13 protein-coding genes and 1 pseudogene are annotated in these 15,462 nt (G+C 69.9%); 6 read left to right on the top strand and 8 right to left on the bottom strand.

Annotation, left to right across the window (positions count from 1 at the left end; translation table 11 throughout):
• Positions 1-13 precede the first annotated feature (13 nt).
• From mmsB to ABFO07_RS18550, 3 genes are read left to right on the top strand one after another with little or no spacing between them, the layout of a single operon-like run.
• On the top strand, positions 14-916 hold the full coding sequence (gene mmsB, locus ABFO07_RS18540) for a 3-hydroxyisobutyrate dehydrogenase (protein ID WP_347469386.1): 903 nt from the start codon (positions 14-16) through the stop codon (positions 914-916).
• Entirely contained in the window at positions 913-1,704 is a 792-nt protein-coding gene (locus tag ABFO07_RS18545) for an enoyl-CoA hydratase (protein WP_347469387.1), read from the top strand. The genes mmsB and ABFO07_RS18545 overlap by 4 nt, the downstream gene beginning before the upstream one ends.
• A complete protein-coding gene (locus ABFO07_RS18550; protein WP_059907557.1) occupies positions 1,701-2,840 on the top strand; it encodes an enoyl-CoA hydratase/isomerase family protein in 1,140 nt (379 codons plus the stop codon). Before ABFO07_RS18545 ends, ABFO07_RS18550 begins: the two co-directional genes overlap by 4 nt.
• Positions 2,841-2,883: 43 nt before the next feature.
• On the opposite strand, the gene ABFO07_RS18555 is transcribed toward ABFO07_RS18550, so the two are convergent.
• Complete coding sequence (locus ABFO07_RS18555; RefSeq protein ID WP_347469388.1) at positions 2,884-3,804, bottom strand: LysR family transcriptional regulator; 921 nt, start codon at positions 3,802-3,804, stop codon at positions 2,884-2,886.
• Between the two features lie 191 nt (positions 3,805-3,995).
• On the opposite strand from ABFO07_RS18555, the gene ABFO07_RS18560 reads away from it, so the two are divergent.
• On the top strand, positions 3,996-5,534 hold the full coding sequence (locus ABFO07_RS18560; RefSeq protein ID WP_059801790.1) for an MFS transporter: 1,539 nt from the start codon (positions 3,996-3,998) through the stop codon (positions 5,532-5,534).
• A 283-nt stretch (positions 5,535-5,817) separates the two neighbouring features.
• Here the strand turns inward: ABFO07_RS18560 and ABFO07_RS18565 are convergent, their stop codons facing one another.
• From ABFO07_RS18565 to ABFO07_RS18595, 6 genes and pseudogenes are all read right to left on the bottom strand, one after another.
• A complete protein-coding gene (locus ABFO07_RS18565; RefSeq protein ID WP_347469389.1) occupies positions 5,818-7,236 on the bottom strand; it encodes an efflux transporter outer membrane subunit in 1,419 nt (472 codons plus the stop codon).
• A 12-nt stretch (positions 7,237-7,248) separates the two neighbouring features.
• A pseudogene (locus ABFO07_RS34745) lies at positions 7,249-9,476 on the bottom strand (ABC transporter permease); the annotation flags it as partial.
• A 2-nt stretch (positions 9,477-9,478) separates the two neighbouring features.
• Positions 9,479-10,672, bottom strand: a complete 1,194-nt coding sequence (gene macA / locus ABFO07_RS18580; RefSeq protein WP_060271025.1) for a macrolide transporter subunit MacA — start codon at positions 10,670-10,672, stop codon at positions 9,479-9,481.
• Between the two features lie 299 nt (positions 10,673-10,971).
• Positions 10,972-11,577: an HD domain-containing protein gene (locus ABFO07_RS18585; protein ID WP_124484325.1), complete on the bottom strand. Its 606-nt coding sequence runs from the start codon at positions 11,575-11,577 to the stop codon at positions 10,972-10,974.
• A 91-nt stretch (positions 11,578-11,668) separates the two neighbouring features.
• Positions 11,669-12,226: a helix-turn-helix domain-containing protein gene (locus ABFO07_RS18590; protein ID WP_347469390.1), complete on the bottom strand. Its 558-nt coding sequence runs from the start codon at positions 12,224-12,226 to the stop codon at positions 11,669-11,671.
• A 36-nt stretch (positions 12,227-12,262) separates the two neighbouring features.
• Positions 12,263-12,904 carry a hypothetical protein gene (locus ABFO07_RS18595; protein ID WP_060351798.1) on the bottom strand — a complete coding sequence of 214 codons (642 nt, stop codon included), beginning with the start codon at positions 12,902-12,904 and terminating at the stop codon, positions 12,263-12,265.
• 230 nt (positions 12,905-13,134) lie between these two features.
• On the opposite strand from ABFO07_RS18595, the gene ABFO07_RS18600 reads away from it, so the two are divergent.
• Both ABFO07_RS18600 and ABFO07_RS18605 read left to right on the top strand, forming a co-directional pair.
• The gene (locus ABFO07_RS18600; RefSeq protein WP_059562493.1) at positions 13,135-13,866 is read left to right on the top strand and encodes a ribonuclease T2; all 732 of its coding nucleotides are present in this window, start codon (positions 13,135-13,137) and stop codon (positions 13,864-13,866) included.
• A gap of 180 nt (positions 13,867-14,046) precedes the next feature.
• A complete protein-coding gene (locus tag ABFO07_RS18605) occupies positions 14,047-14,202 on the top strand; it encodes a DUF3309 family protein (RefSeq protein ID WP_069236638.1) in 156 nt (51 codons plus the stop codon).
• Positions 14,203-14,375: 173 nt separating this feature from the next.
• On the opposite strand, the gene ABFO07_RS18610 is transcribed toward ABFO07_RS18605, so the two are convergent.
• Positions 14,376-15,290 carry a glutaminase gene (locus ABFO07_RS18610; protein ID WP_059562496.1) on the bottom strand — a complete coding sequence of 305 codons (915 nt, stop codon included), beginning with the start codon at positions 15,288-15,290 and terminating at the stop codon, positions 14,376-14,378.
• Positions 15,291-15,462 lie beyond the last annotated feature (172 nt).

The following is a 15,462-nucleotide window of genomic DNA, read 5'->3' on the forward strand; positions in this document are numbered from 1 at the left end:
AAGGGAGGCTGCAATGAAGATCGGTTTTATCGGCCTCGGCCACATGGGCGCGCCGATGGCGCTGAACCTGCTGAAGGCCGGCCACGAAGTCCATGCGTTCGACCTGAGCGCCGATGCGCTGCGCGCGCTGCAGGACGCGGGCGCGCAGGTGGCCGGCTCGCCGCGCGACGCGGCGGCCGGCGCGGCGTTCGTGATCACGATGCTGCCGGCAGCGCCGCACGTGCGCTCGGTGCTGACCGGCGAGAACGGCGTGCTGGCCGGGCTCGGCGCGGGCGCGACGGTGATCGATTCGAGCACCATCGACCCGGCGAGCGCGCAGGCGTTCGGCGCGCTGGTGCGCGAGCACGGCGGCGCGTTCGTCGATGCGCCGGTGTCGGGCGGCACGGGCGGCGCGGCGGCCGGCACGCTGACCTTCATGGTCGGCGGCAGCGACGCGGATTTCGAGCGCGTGAAGCCGGTGCTCGCGGGAATGGGCAAGAACATCGTCCATTGCGGCGCGACCGGGATGGGGCAGGTTGCGAAGGTCTGCAACAACCTCGTGCTCGGCATCTCGATGGCGGCCGTGTCGGAAGCGATGTCGCTCGGCGTCGCGCTCGGCATCGACCCGAAGGTGCTCGCGGGCATCGTCAACACGTCGACGGGCCGCTGCTGGAGCTCGGACACGTACAACCCGTATCCGGGCGTGATCGACACCGCGCCGTCGTCGCGCGGCTACACGGGCGGCTTCGGCACCGACCTGATGCTGAAGGATCTCGGCCTCGCGAACGACGCGGCGAAGCATGCGCGCCAGCCCGTCTATCTCGGCGCGCTCGCGCAGCAGCTCTATCAGGCGATGAGCAGCCGCGGCGACGGGCAGCTCGATTTCTCGGCGGTGATCCGCCTCTATCAACCGGCCCCGAAGAAGGACGCGCAATGATCGAACTGGACTACGTCGACGACGGCGCGATCGCGTTGGCGACGCTCAAGCGTCCGCCCGCGAACGCCTTCACCGCCGACGGGCTGCTGCAGATGCAGCAGATCGTCGCCGAGCTCAACGCGAACCCGTGCGTGCGCGCGCTCGTGATCACCGGCGACGGCCCGAAGTTCTTCAGCGCGGGCGCCGACCTGAACACGTTCGCCGACGGCGATCCGGCGGTCGCGCGCGCGATGGCGATCCGCTTCGGCACCGCGTTCGAGACGCTCGCCGAAGCGCGCTTCGTGACGATCGCGGCGATCAACGGCTATGCGATGGGCGGCGGGCTCGAATGCGCGCTCGCATGCGACCTGCGGATCGCGGAGACGCATGCGCAGATGGCGCTGCCCGAGCCGTCGGTCGGGCTGCTGCCGTGCGGGCTCGGCACGCAGACGCTGCCCTGGCTCGTCGGCGAAGGCTGGGCGAAGAAGATCATCCTCGCCGGCGTGCGCGTCGATGCGGCCACCGCGCTGCGGATCGGCCTCGTCGAGGACGTGGTCGACAGCGGCGCGGCCCGCGACGCGGCGCTCGCGCTCGCGCGCAACGTCGCGCGGCAGAGCCCGCACGCGGTGACCTACAGCAAGGAACTGATCGGCCTCGCGCGCCGCGGCGTGCCGCGCAGCGCGGCGCTCGCGGTGGAGCGCGAGCGCTTCGTCGACCTGTTCGACACGAACGATCCGCGCGAAGGCGTGGCCGCGTTTCTCGGCAAGCGTGCGCCGAACTGGCAACCCGACGGAGAGCAAGGCCGATGAGCACCCCGATCACGACGCACGACGCGCTCGCGCAAGCGGCGCCGGACGTGCTGTTCCGCGTGCTGAACCGCGTGGCGCTGATCACGCTGAACCGGCCGGCCGCGCTGAATGCGCTGTCGCACGAGATGGTGCGCGAGCTGGCGGCGCTGCTCGCGCGCTGCCGCGACGACGACCAGATCGTCGCCGTGGTGCTGCGCGGCGCGGGCGAGAAGGGCTTCTGCGCGGGCGGCGACGTGCGCGCGCTGCACCAGATGGCGGCGCGGCGCGATGCATGGCTGCCGTTCTTCGTCGACGAATACCGGCTCGACTACGCGATCCATACGTTCCCGAAGCCGGTCGTCGCGCTGATGGACGGCATCACGATGGGCGGCGGGATGGGGCTCGCGCAGGGCGCCGCGCTGCGCGTGGCAACCGAGCGCAGCAAGATCGCGATGCCGGAGACGCGCATCGGCCTCGTGCCGGACGTCGGTGCGACGCATTTCCTCGCACGCATGCCGGTCGAGCTGTCGCTGTACGTCGGGCTGACCGGCGCGATGCTGTCGGGCGCTGACGCGCTGACCGCGAAGCTCGCGGATCTGTGCGTGCCGTCGGCATGGCTCGACACGTTCGAGACGCGCATCGGCAACGTGAAATGGGACGGCAACGTGCTCGCCGCGCTGCGCAGGGTGTTCGAGCCGCCGTGCAACATCGTGCCGCACGCGACGCTGGCGAGCCAGCTGCCGTGGATCGTCCGCCATTTCGACAAGCGTTCCACGGTCGAGCGGATCGTCGCGACGCTGCGGCAGGAACTCGTGCGCGACGAGCTGACGCGCGAGCATCGCCAGTGGCTGCAGGCGACGCTCGACGCGCTGCTCGGCCATTCGCCGACGATGCTCGCGGTGACGCGCGAGGCGCTGCTGCGCGGCCGGCAGATGACGCTGGCCGAATCGTTCCGGATGGAGCTCGGGATCGTCGCACGGTCGATCGAGGAGGGCGACTTCCGCGAAGGCGTGCGCGCGCACCTGATCGACAAGGATCGCAAGCCGCGCTGGGCGCCCGCGTCGCTCGTCGAGCTGCGCGCCGAGCGCGTGCGGCACTTCCTCACGTCGCCGTGGAAGCTGTTCGCGCATCCGCTCGTCGATCTCGGCGGCGCGTAACGACCGGACGCGCCGTGCGGCGCGTCGGGTCCATCTCATTGCATCATTTCGTTTCGTCCTCGCGCGCGATCATCGGCGGAATCGCCTGCACGAGCGCGTCGATCACGCAGCGCGTCTTGCGCGGCAGGTAGCGGGTTTTCGGCCAGATCGCATGGATGTCGCCTTCGCAGACGAAGCAGCGGTCGAGCACGACCACCATCTCGCCGCGCTTCACGTAATGGTCGAGCAGCCAGCTCGGCAGCCACGCGACTCCGAACCCCGACGCGCCGGCCGCCGCGATCGCCTGCACGTCGTCGAAACTGAGCTGGTGCTGCATGTCGACGCGTACCGTCGAGCCGTCCGGCGCGCGCAATTCCCACGGCTGCGGCACCCCCGAACGTGAATAGGCGATCGTCCGGTGATGCTTCAGGTCGTCGAGCGACTTCGGCATCCCGTGGCGCGCGAGATACGACGGCGCCGCGCCGAGGCTGCCGTATTGCGTGCCGAGCCGTCGCACCGCGAGGCTCGTGCTGTCCGCGAGCGTGCCGATCCGCACCGCGAGGTCGATGCCTTCCTCGACGAGATCGACGAAGCGGTCGGTGATCGACACGTCGATCCGCAGGTGCGGATAGGTGCGCGCGAGGTCGAGCACGATGGGCGTCACGCAGTGATGCCCGAACGCGAGCGGCACGCTCAGCCGCAGCTTGCCGCGCGCCTCGTGGCGGCCGCAGTCGAGATCGGCCTCCGCCGCCTCCAGCTCCGCGAGCGCGCGCACGCAGCGGTCGTAGTACGCCTGGCCGTCGTCGGTCAGGCTCTGGCTGCGCGTCGTGCGCTGCAGGAGCCGCGCGCCGAGCCGCTTCTCGAGCCGCGCGATCGCCTTGCCGACCGCCGAGCGCGTCATGTCGAGACGCTCCGCCGCGAGCGCGAAGCTGCCGGATTCCACCACCTGCACGAAGGTCGTCACGCCGTCGAGTTTGTCGGTCATCGTTGGTGAGTGCCTATTGGTTCCTGAGAGTCCCCAGTCATGCGAAGCAGATGACTCAATGGGGAGCAAGATTCTCACTATAGTACCGACTCCCGTTCATCGCGTGCGACGCCGCGGCCCGTGCGCAGCGAACGCCCTGTTCGACTCTGGAGGTGCGGGTCGCCCGGCTGCCGGGCGACGCCGCGAAATCGATGACGTTTTCTGCTTCCCGCCGCAATGCGGTCGCGCTCGCGGCCGTCTGTCTCACTTCGTTGATGTTCGGTCTCGAGATTTCGAGCGTGCCGGTGATCCTGCCGACGCTCGAACACGTGCTGCACGGCGACTTCAACGGCATGCAATGGATCATGAACGCGTACACGATCGCCTGCACGACGGTGCTGATGGCGGCCGGCACCCTCGCGGACCGCTTCGGCCGCAAGCGCGTCTACGTCGCGGGCACCGTGCTGTTCGGCGCGACGTCGCTGCTGTGCGGGCTCGCACCGAACGTGCCGGTGCTCGTCGCGGGCCGGCTGCTGCAGGGCGCGAGCGGCGGCGCGATGCTGATCTGCCAGATCGCGGTGCTGTCGCACCAGTTCCGCGAGGGGCGCGAGCGCGGCCGCGCGTTCGGCATCTGGGGGATCGTGTTCGGCATCGGGCTCGGCTTCGGGCCGATCGTCGGCGGTGCGATCGTCGCGCTCGCGAGCTGGCCGTGGGTGTTTCTCGTGCATGCGCCGCTCGCGGCCGTCGCGCTCGCGCTGATCGCCGGCGCGGTGCGGGAGTCGCGGGATCCGCACGCGGGCACGCTCGACGTCGCGGGCATCGTCACGCTGTCGCTCGCGGTGTTTGGCCTCGCGTTCTATATCACGCAGGGCGACGCGCTCGGCCTGACGAGCGCGGCGGGGCTCGGCGTGCTCGGCGCGACCGTGCTGGCGCTGGCCGGATTCGTCGTGGCCGAGCGCAGCAGCGCGCGCCCGATGTTCGATTTCTCGGTATTCCGGATCCGCGCGTTCACCGGCGCGATCTTCGGCTCGATGGGGATGAACTTCAGCTTCTGGCCGTTCATGATTTATCTGCCGATCTACTTCCAGGTCGCGCTCGGCTACGACAGCGTGACGGCCGGCCTCGCGCTGCTCGCATACACGCTGCCGACGTTGATCGCGCCGCCGTTCGGCGAGCGTCTCGCGCTGCGCGTCGGGCCGGGCGTCGTGATTCCGGCCGGGCTCTTCACGATCGCGGCCGGCTTCGCGCTGATGCGGATCGGCAGCGCGGCCGCGCCGGCGAGCTGGCTGACGATGCTGCCCGGCTGCGTGATCGCGGGCATCGGGCTCGGCCTGACCAACACGCCGGTGACCAACACGACGACGGGCGCGGTGCCGAGCGCGCGCGCGGGGATGGCGTCGGGCATCGACATGAGTGCGCGGATGATCTCGCTCGCACTGAACATCGCGGTGATGGGCTTCGTGCTGGTCGCGGGGATCGTGTCGAGCCTGAAGGCGGGCGCGGCGGGCGGTATCGGTGACGCGGCGCTGCGCGCGCTCGCGCAGGAAATCGCGGCCGGCCGCACCGACGGGCTGCGCACGTTCGCGCCGGAACTCGCGCGCGCCGACCCGACGGGCGCGGCGCTGCACGCGGCGCTCGTGCATGGGTTCGGCTGGGTGATGACGTATGGCGCGCTGGGCGTGGCGGTGCTGGCGACGGCGAGCGCATTGGCATTCGCGCCCGCGCGGCGCGGGACGGCGCTGGCGGAATGACGTACAGCCGGCGGGCCCGCGCGTTTGCGTGGCCGCCGCCGCGCGCGGTGCTGGCGACGGCAAGCGCGCTGGCATTCGCGCCCGTGCGGCGCGGGGCGGCGCTGGCGGAATGACGTACAGCCGGCGGGCCCGCGCGTTTGCGTGGCCGCCGCCGCCGCGCGCCGTGCTGGCGACGGCAAGCGCGCTGGCGTTCGCGCCCGCGCGGCGCGGGGCGGCGCTGGCGGAATGACGTACAGCCGGCGGGGCCGCGCGTTCGTGTGGCCGCCGCCGCGCCGCGCGCCGTTCAGCGCATGCCGCCGCCGAGCGCGCGGTACAGCGTCATCTGGTTGTTGAGCCGGTTCAGGCGGTTCTGCGCCTCCGTGCTCTCGGCGTCCCGCAGCCGCTGCTGCTGGTCGAGCCACGGCTGCACGCCGGTCGCGCCGGCGCGGAACTGCGTGCCGGCAAGCGTTTCCGCGCGCTGCGCCTGCGCGAGCGACAGCGCACGCTGCTCGGCTTCGCGTTCGAGCTGCACGCGCGCGGCGAGCGCGTTCTCGACCTCGGCGAGCGCGCCGTACAGGCGCTGGCGGAACGTGACCACCGCTTCCTCGTATTGCGTCTTCGACACCTTGATCTGCAGCTGCATCGTGTTCCACTGGATGAACGGCAGCGCGAGCCCGAGCCCGAGCGTGCCGACCGGGTTCGTCAGCACGCGTTCGAGGCTCGTGCTCGACGTGCCGACGTTGCCGGTCAGCGTGAAGGCCGGGTAGAAGCTCGTGCGGGTCGCGTCGACGTTCGCGAGCGATTCGCGCAGGCGGAATTCCGCGGCGCGCAGGTCCGGGCGGCGGCCGAGCAGGTTCGCGGGCAGGCCGGCCGCGACCTCGGGCAGCGGCCCGCCGGGCAGCGCCTGCGGCTCGGCGGCAAGCTGCTGCGGCGGCCGGTCGAACAGGATCGCGAGCGCGTGGCGGCTTTCGGTGCGCTGCTGGATCAACTGCGTCTGCGCGGCGCGCTGCGCGGACAGGTTCTGTTCGGCCTGCGCGACGTCGAGCCCCGACACCGCGCCCGCCGCATGGCGCGATTGCACGAGCGCGAGCGTGCGCTGCGCATACGCGATGTTCGCGTCGCCGAGCGCGATCAGCCGGTTCAGGTAGCCGAGCCGCCAGTACAGCGAGGCCGTCGTCCCGATCAGCGACAGCCGCGCCGCTTCGCGGTCGGCCTCGGTCGCGTCGGCTTCCCAACGCGCGGCGTCGCGCTGCGCCGCGAGCCGGCCCCACAGGTCGAGCTCGTAGCTCAGCGTGCCGGTGACGCCGCTCGCGCGGGACGTCTGGTGCGTGTCGAGCGTGCGTGTGACCGAACCCGACGCGCCGAGCGTCACGGTCGGCGTGAGGTTCGTGTCGACGAGGCCGGCCTGCAGCCGTGCGCGGTACACGCGGATCGCCGCGATCGCGAGGTCGCCGTTGGTGCGCAGCGCGTCGTCGATCAGGCCGTCGAGCACCGGATCGCCGAAGCTGCGCCACCAGTCGGCCGCCATGGGCGAGGCAGCGGGCGCGGCGGGTGCGGCGGGTGCGGCAGGTGCGGGTGCGGCGGGCGCCACGGGCGAGGCCCAGTTCGCGGGCATCGCGACGGCGGGCAGCGGCCCGTTGCGCGTCGCCGTGCAGCCGGCCGCCAGCGCGAGCGCGGCGGCGAGCGCGGCGGCGCGGCCAGGCAGGGAGGCGGGTGTCGTCATGGGCGGGCTCCGTCAGTCTCGCGCGAGCGCATCGATCGGATCGAGCCGCGATGCGTTGCGTGCCGGCATGTAGCCGAATACGACGCCCGTCAGCGTCGAGCACAGGAACGCCGTCACGATTGCGCCGGCGGAGAACACCATCTTCCATTGTTCGACGAACAGCGAGAACAGGATGCTCACGCCGAACGACAGCACGATGCCGATCGCGCCGCCCAGCAGGCACACCAGCACGGCCTCGACGAGGAACTGCTGCAGGATGTCGGCCTGGCGCGCGCCGACGGCCATCCGGATGCCGATCTCGCGGGTGCGCTCGGTGACCGACACGAGCATGATGTTCATTACGCCGATGCCGCCGACCACGAGCGAGATCACTGCGATCAGCGACAGCAGCAGCGTGAGCGACTGCCCGGTCTTCGCGACCGTCTTGACGACACTGTCCATGTTGTACGTAAAGAAATCCTTGCGGCCGTGCCGCTGGGTGATCAGCTTCGTCACGCTCTGCTCGGCGGCCTGGCTCGGCTGGCCGTCGCGCACGCGCACCGTGATGCTGTCGAGATACTGCTGGCCGAACAGGCGGCCGCTCGCGGTGGTGTACGGCACCCACGCATTGAGGCTTTTCACGTCGCCGAACGCGCTCTTCTTGTCGGCCGTGACGCCGATCACGACGCACGGCAGGTTGCCGATCAGGATCACTTCGCCGAGCGGGTTGCGGTTCGCGCCGAACAGCTTGCGCCGCGCGTTCTGGTCGATCACCGCGACCTGCGCCTGGCGGCGCACTTCGTCCGCGCCGAACGCGACGCCCTGCGCCATCCGCATGCCGCGCACCTGGAAGAAGCGATCGCCGACGCCGCTGATGAGCGCGTTGACGTCGACGTTGCGGTAGCGCAGCAGCTGCGAGCGCGACGTCTCGGGCGTCACGCTGTCGACGTACGGCTGCTCGGCGAGCGCGGCGACGTCGGCCGGCACGAGCGTCTGGATCGCGTCCGCGCGGCTGTCGCCCCAGTCGAGGCCCGGGTAGAGGTTGATCGTGTTGGTGCCGATGCTGCCGATTTCGTCGAGCATGTAGCGCTTGGCGCCTTCGCCGATCGCGACGATCGATACCACCGACATGATGCCGATGATGATGCCGAGCATCGTCAGCAGCGTGCGCAGCCGGTGCGATACGAGCGCGATCCACGCCATCCGGAATGCTTCGGCGAAGCGGCCGGTGCCGGCCGACAGGCGCCGCGCGCGCGGCGGCGCGACGACCGACAGCGCGTCGTCGCCGTGCGTGCGAGCGGGTGCGGGCGCGTGTGCGTGTGCGTGTGCGGCGTCGTGTGCGGGCCGGACCGATGTCGCGACATCGCCGGCGTCGGCTTCTGCTTCGGCATCCGAACTCACACTCGCATCCGCATCCGCATCCGCATCCGCATCCGCATCCGCATCCGCATCCGCATCCGCATCCGCATCCGCATCCGCATCGCACTCGCACTCGCACTCGCACCCGCACCCGCACCCGCACCCGCACCCGCACCCGCACCCGCACCCGCATCCATCGCGTCGATCACAGGATGCAGGTTCGGCCGGTCGGCGACGATCTCGCCGTCGCTGATCTCGACGATGCGCCGCGCGTGGCGAGCGACGTGCTCGTCGTGCGTGACGAGGATCACCGTGTGGCCGAGCGCATTCAGCTCGAGCAGGATCCGCATCACGTCGCGACCGCTTTTCGAGTCGAGCGCGCCGGTCGGCTCGTCGGCGAGGATCACTTCGCCGCCGTTCATCAGCGCGCGCGCGATGCTCACGCGCTGCTGCTGGCCGCCCGACAGCTGGCTCGGCCGATGGTCCTCGCGATCCGCGAGCCCGAGGCGCGCGAGCAGGCTGGACGCGCGCGCGCGCCGCTCGGCGTGCGGGCTGCCGGCGTAGACGGCCGGCATCTCGAGGTTGCCCACCGCGCTCAGGTGCGGCAGCAGGTGATAGCGCTGGAAGATGAAGCCGAAATGCTCGCGGCGCAGGCGCGCGAGCTCGTCGCCGTCGAGCGTCCCGGTTTCGCGCCCGCCGACCGTGTAGCGGCCTTCGCTCGGGTGGTCGAGGCAGCCGAGGATGTTCATCAGCGTCGACTTGCCGGACCCCGACGCGCCGACGATCGCGACGATCTCGCCGGCATCGATCGACAGGCTGACGTTCTTCAGCACCACGACGTCCTTGTCGCCGGTGGCGAAGCGCCGCGTGACGTTCGTCAGCTGCAGCAGCGGCCGGGCCATCGTCACGCTCCCGGCGCGGACGCGCCGCCCGCGGCGGCGTCGGCGGGGTCGCCGATCACGACGCGCTCGCCTTCCTTCAGGCCCGCGAGCACCTCGACCTTGACGTTGGTGTTGATGCCGGTGCGCACCGCGCGCGTGTCGAGCGTGCCGTCGGCGCGCAGCACGCGCACCGCGTAGCGGCCGTCCTTGTCCTTCGCGCCGAGCGCGGCGGCCGGAATGCTGAGCGCGTTGCGCGCGCTGCCGAGCAGGATGTTGACCTGCGCGGTCATCGAGATGCGCAGCCGGTGGCCGGGGTTCGGCACCTCGAACAGCGCGTTGTAGAACACGGCGGCGTTCGATTTGGCGCCGCCGCTCGACATGCCGCCGAGGGTGCTCTGCGATTCGAGGAAATTCTGCGGCGCGGGCTCGATCGCGCGCAGCTTGCCGTAATGGCGCTTGTCGGGATCGCCGAGGATCGTGAAGTACGCGTTCTGCTCGGGATGCACGCGGATCACGTCCGCCTCGGACACCTGCGCCTTCACCGTCATCGTGTCGAGGTCGGCCAGCTTCAGGATCACCGGGGCCTGCTGCTGCGCGATCACGGTCTGGCCTTCCTGCGTGACGATCGCGACCACCTGGCCGTCGATCGGCGCGACGATGCGCGTGTAGCCGAGATTGGCCTCCGCCGTCTCGATCTGGATGCGGGCCGCGCGGATCTGCGCGTCGAGCGACGCGAGGGTCGCGCGCTGCACGTCGAGCGCCGCGCGCGCGCTTTCGAACGCTTCGCGGGAGGTGGCGTCGTCGGGCAGCATCGCCTGCTGGCGCCGGAACGCGAGTTCGGTCTGCTTCAGCTGCGCGGCGGTCGCGCGCTGCTGCGCGAGCAGGCTCTCCTCGCTGGTGCGCGCCTGGCGCAGCGCGTTGCGCGAGATCACCGGGTCGATTTCCGCGAGCCATTGCCCCTTCGTGACCTTGTCGCCGAGCTTCACCTTCAGCGTCTTGAGCTGCCCCGACACCTGCGCGCCCACGTCGACCTGCCGGAACGCCTGCAGCGCGCCGGTTGCCAGCACGGTGTTTTCGAGGTCGCCGCGCGTGACCGGCGCGCTCAGGTATTCCGGGTGCTTGTCCGGCGCGAGGAAGTGCAGGGCGAGGCCGGCGACGAGCGCGACGGCGGCGAGACTTGCGAGCGCGATGCGCCAGCGGCGGCGGTTCTGTTTCATGAGAGTGCACGGCGACGATGGGTCGCGCGTCGGCTAAGCGAGTGGTCGATCAGTCGTTCGAATGGCCGCGACGGAGGTGACGGGCGTCACGCGCTGGCTGCAAGCGCGGCAAGGCAACTGTCAGGTTTCGTCGCGGCCGCTCATGGTAAGCGAATTCATCGGACGATATCGAGCCGATTTATGTCACCAATTGTGCGCAGATGTGCAACGTGGCGCGTCGGGCGGCCGGCAGGGTGTCGAACCGTGAAAACCGGCACGTGTGACGAACGAACGCGGGGGCGTCGCGTCCTTTTTCGTCGTCAGGGTTGGGGTGCCGCCGGGGCGGGCACATGCGGCGCGTCGCCGTCGATCCGGCTTTGCGTGTCCGCATCGACGATCGCGCGGATCGTGCTGAACAGCGGGCCCGCACTCGTATAGCGCCGCCCGTAGCCGAGATTGAACGCGTAGTCGAAATCGGGCGGATTGTCGCCCTGGTTGTGCTGAAGGATCGTTTCCAGCTTGTCGAGCGCCTTCACCGCCTGCGCTTCCGGCGACGCGGCCTGCTCGTATTCGTCCCACAGCGCCACGATCTCGTCGCGCAGCGCGGCGTCGAGGCCGGCGGTCAGCGCCAGCAGGTCGCGGCGCTCGTGCGCGTGCCGGTCCGGATGCGCGGCCTGCTCGATCGCGGGAATGTCGCCGTGCAGCGCTTCGCCCAGATCGTGCACGACGCACATCCTCAGCACCTTCAGCGGGTCGGTGCCGGGCAGCGCGTCCGCGAACGCGAGCGCCATCAGGCACAGCCGCCAGCTATGCTCGGCGGTGCTTTCCGGGCGGCCCTGCGACGTGCGGCCGCTGCGCAGCACGTCCTTCAGGCGTTCCGCTTCGCGCAGGAAATCGAGCCGCGCGCGGATCGTGTCGGGGTTGATCGAGACGCTCATCGTCAGGCTCCTTGCAGGAAGCCGCCAAGCGTACGCCGCGCAGCGGCCCGCCGTCCACGCATGAAATATGCGCGGGGCGTCACAGCGTCTCGACGAGCCGCGCGGCGGAGCCGTCGGACAGGGTCATCCGCGTCCAGCGGCAGGTGCCGCGGCGGATCGGCACGACGCGCGACGCGTTCGCGCCGCTGCCGAACTCGACGCTCGGCGGGCCCGCGCGGTCGCGCCAGCCGAGCGCGTCGAGCGACGCTTCGACGCGCGCGATTTCCGGCGTCGCATAACGCCACAGCGACGTGCCGAGCAGTGCCGACAGCGGCATGCCGAATTCGGCGGCGCGCAGGCGCGAACTCGCGAGCAGGCGATGCGTGAGATCGCACACGAGGTGGACCTGCCCCGGATGCGCATCGACGAGCCGCGCGAGCGCGCGGTCGCCCGCGGAATCGAGGCGGGCCGCGAGCAGCCGCTCGGCGAGCGCGCGCTCGTCCGGCGACATCTGCTGCACGCCGGCCTCCCAGCGGGAGATCGTCGATTGCGCGACGCCGAACAGCTCGGCGGCGTGGTGCTGTTTCACGCGGTGCAGGAGCCGCCAGCGTTTGAGCAGCGGGCCGAGCGGCGGCGTTTGAAGCGGCGAGTCTGACATGTCGGTGCTCCGGTTGCGGCGGCCGTGCGGGCGTCTCTACTGGATGATCCGCAGGCCGCCGTTCGCCTGGATCGCAATGGCCACCACCGGCACGAGCAGGATGCCGCCCAGCACGAGCACGCCGTCGGCCGCGACGGTGACGGGCGTCGCCAGCAACCGGATGCCCTTGTCGACCGGCGACAGCGATTCGCGGAGGGTGACGGTGTAATGCCGGTTGAACGGCTGCGCGGCCGCGTCCGGTTTCTGTTCGAAGCCGTCGGCCGAATAGCGCTTGCCGCCGATCTGCCCGCCGAGCGACAGGCTGTCCGTCCGTTCCTTGAACCTGTCGGCGATGGCGGCCTGGCGGTCGTCGGCGGATGCGTCCTTCGGCAGGGTCGTGTGATAGGCGCCCGTCACCGCGTCGCCGTCGACATGAAAGCCGTAGAGCGACGAGCGCAGCGATTTCCGGTAATGGGACATCAGTACCGGCCGAAGCTTGTCCGGCATGTCGAAGATGGAGTGGTACCGCTCGCCGAGCACCACGAGCTTCCTGCCGTCCTCGGTGATCATGAAGCGGGAGACGCCTTCGGTGTATTGCTTGTCGTCGAAGAGCTTCGGCGTGAAGCAGCCGGACAGCGCGAGGCGGCCCGCCAGCGCGCCGGCGCCGAGCAGTCGCCGGCGCGTGATCGTTGTCGTCATCGGTCGGGGTTTCGTCTGGTGCGGCCTGGGCGGGCTTGCGCCCTCGGAGGCGACGATTCTGGCGGATCGGCCCGGCTTTGTCGAACGGCGCATTCGGCAATCGACCAGATTGTTGCGTCGCGCGTCGCGTTGCGTTCATATTCGTGCCACGGTGCCGCGGCGACAATCGCGGGCAGACGCAGACGATCTCGCGGCGCATCCCGCGACCGCGCCTTATCCGAGGGAAAGACATGCTCAAGACGCTTCTCCGCGCCGCGCTCGCGCTCGCCGTCACCGCCGCCTCGCTGCACGCCGCCGCCCAGACCAGCTACGACTACCTGCTGCTGGCTTCCTCATGGGAGCCGGGCTTCTGCGCGACCCACTCGACGCCGGAGTGCGACAACCTCGCGGGCACCTACGCGGCGACCAGCCTGTCGCTGCACGGCCTGTGGCCGAACAACTACGACGGCAACCAGCCGTTCTTCTGCGGCGTGCCGCAGCGCGACATCGATCTCGACAACAGCCACGCGTGGTGCAGCATGGATGCGTACCCGATCAGCAGCGCGACGCGCAATACGCTGTCGACCTACATGCCGGGCGTCGCGTCGTGTCTCGACAAGCATGAGTGGTTCAAGCACGGCACCTGCGCGAACGCGGCGTCGCCGGATGCGTACTGGAACCAGGCGAGCGGCATGATCAGCCGACTCGGGAACACGTCGTTCAACGCGTTCCTGCAGGCGAACGCGGGCCGGACGGTGACCCGCAACCAGCTGCTGTCCGCGTTCGAAGGCGCATTCGGCAGCAACACGCGCGGCGCGGTGTCGCTGAAATGCACGAAGGCGAACGGCGTCAGCTACTTCACCGAGGCGTGGATCGCGGTGAAGACGAACGCGGCCGCGCAGTTCCCGAGTGCCGCGTCGCTCGTGACCGACGGCAATACGCAGGGCACGTGCCCGACGACGGGCGTGTTCATCGCGCGGTAACGCGGGAGGGGGCGTACATCCCGCGCGATTGGGTCGCGCCCCCGAGCTGCTCAAAAAATCGACCTTCCGAGCGATTGCCGACGCGCAAGTGGCACCGCTCGTCCGTAACGGAACGGAAATTGCGGCACCAGGAACGGTGGTATTTGCCACAGCGTTGAATTCGTTCCAGGAGGCGCTGCCATGTTAGGTACGATTCTTATCGTTTTACTGATTCTCCTGCTCCTCGGCGCGATCCCTTCATGGCCCTATAGCCGAAGCTGGGGCTATGGGCCGTCAGGCGCCATCGGGCTCGTCGTCGTCGTGGTCGTCGTGCTCGTCCTGCTGGGTCATATATGACCACGGCCGATCATGAATCAGCGGCCGCCGAAGCCGGGCGGCACGCTCGTGCGCGGGACGGACCCGGCCCGCCGGGGTTGCGCGTGGATTCTTTGCATAAAGGTAAAGGTGCTTGAACGACCGTAGCCGAGCGGGTCGACCGGCCCTCATGCCGCCGGATCGACCTCGGCACGTCAAAAAATCGACCGCCCCGAATAAGTCGTCAGCCACTCCAGCGCCAATGTGCCGGCGAGCGAGTTCCCGTTCGCGTCGAGCCCCGGCGCCCACACGCACACGGCCATCTCTCCCGGCAGCACCGCGACGATGCCGCCGCCGACCCCGCTTTTCGCGGGCAGCCCGACCCGGTACACGAAGTCGCCCGCTGCATCGTAGGTGCCGCAGGTCAGCATCAGCGCCGACAGCCGTTTCGCGGAACTCGAATCGACGATCCGCTCACCCGTGACCGGCGCGACGCCGCCGTTCGCGAGGAACAGCGCGGCGCGTGCGAGCTCGACGCAGTTCATCGTGATCGCGCATTGGCGGCAGTACGCGTCGACGACGACGTCCGGCGGCATCTGCATGTTGCCGAAGCTCGCCATGAAGTGCGCCATCGCGCGGTTACGTTCCGCGTGCTGCAGTTCCGACAGCGCGACGCGCGAATCGTAGTCGATATCGTTGGTGCCGATCAGCCGTCGCACGAATTCGACGAGCGCAGTCTCAGCGCGCACGAAGCGGCGGGACAGCACGTCAGTGACGACCAGTGCGCCAGCATTGATAAACGGATTGCGCGGCTTGCCGCGTTCGCTTTCAAGCTGGACGAGCGAATTGAATGCGGTGCCGGACGGCTCGCGGCCGACTCGCTCCCACAGGGCGTCGCCAAGCAACTGGAAGGCGAGCGTACATGCGAACAGCTTCGAAATGCTCTGGATCGAGAAGCGTTCGCGTGCATCGCCGACCGTGTAAACGTTGCCGTCGAGCGTGACGATCGCCATCCCGAACTTGTCGGCGGGCACTTTCGCGAGCTCGGGGATGTAGTCGGCCACGCGGCCCTGGCCGATCCAGGGGGCGAGTTCGGTGTGGATGCGTTCGAGGATCGGTTGGTAATTCATGAAGTCAGACGAGGGCGGCGCGGCGCCCGGATTGCGGCGAGCCCGTATGGAACCGTTTCGGCGCGGATTCGTCAAGCTTTCCGCACGCGCGGCATGCGCCGCACGGCGGCATTCGCGCCCCGATTTTCAAGACAAGCAAGAAAGCAAACGGCAGGCGCAGTATCATGCGGTA

The organism is Burkholderia stagnalis (genome assembly GCF_039848545.1).
Taxonomy (GTDB): Bacteria; Pseudomonadota; Gammaproteobacteria; order Burkholderiales; family Burkholderiaceae; genus Burkholderia; species Burkholderia stagnalis.

Coding starts and splice junctions, on each gene's coding strand:
- mmsB (WP_347469386.1), top strand. CDS start 14: ATGAAGATCGGTTTTATCGGCCTCGGCCACATGGGCGCGCCGATGGCG.
- ABFO07_RS18545 (WP_347469387.1), top strand. CDS start 913: ATGATCGAACTGGACTACGTCGACGACGGCGCGATCGCGTTGGCGACG.
- ABFO07_RS18550 (WP_059907557.1), top strand. CDS start 1,701: ATGAGCACCCCGATCACGACGCACGACGCGCTCGCGCAAGCGGCGCCG.
- ABFO07_RS18555 (WP_347469388.1), bottom strand. CDS start 3,804: ATGACCGACAAACTCGACGGCGTGACGACCTTCGTGCAGGTGGTGGAA.
- ABFO07_RS18560 (WP_059801790.1), top strand. CDS start 3,996: ATGACGTTTTCTGCTTCCCGCCGCAATGCGGTCGCGCTCGCGGCCGTC.
- ABFO07_RS18565 (WP_347469389.1), bottom strand. CDS start 7,236: ATGACGACACCCGCCTCCCTGCCTGGCCGCGCCGCCGCGCTCGCCGCC.
- macA (WP_060271025.1), bottom strand. CDS start 10,672: ATGAAACAGAACCGCCGCCGCTGGCGCATCGCGCTCGCAAGTCTCGCC.
- ABFO07_RS18590 (WP_347469390.1), bottom strand. CDS start 12,226: ATGTCAGACTCGCCGCTTCAAACGCCGCCGCTCGGCCCGCTGCTCAAA.
- ABFO07_RS18595 (WP_060351798.1), bottom strand. CDS start 12,904: ATGACGACAACGATCACGCGCCGGCGACTGCTCGGCGCCGGCGCGCTG.
- ABFO07_RS18600 (WP_059562493.1), top strand. CDS start 13,135: ATGCTCAAGACGCTTCTCCGCGCCGCGCTCGCGCTCGCCGTCACCGCC.
- ABFO07_RS18605 (WP_069236638.1), top strand. CDS start 14,047: ATGTTAGGTACGATTCTTATCGTTTTACTGATTCTCCTGCTCCTCGGC.
- ABFO07_RS18610 (WP_059562496.1), bottom strand. CDS start 15,290: ATGAATTACCAACCGATCCTCGAACGCATCCACACCGAACTCGCCCCC.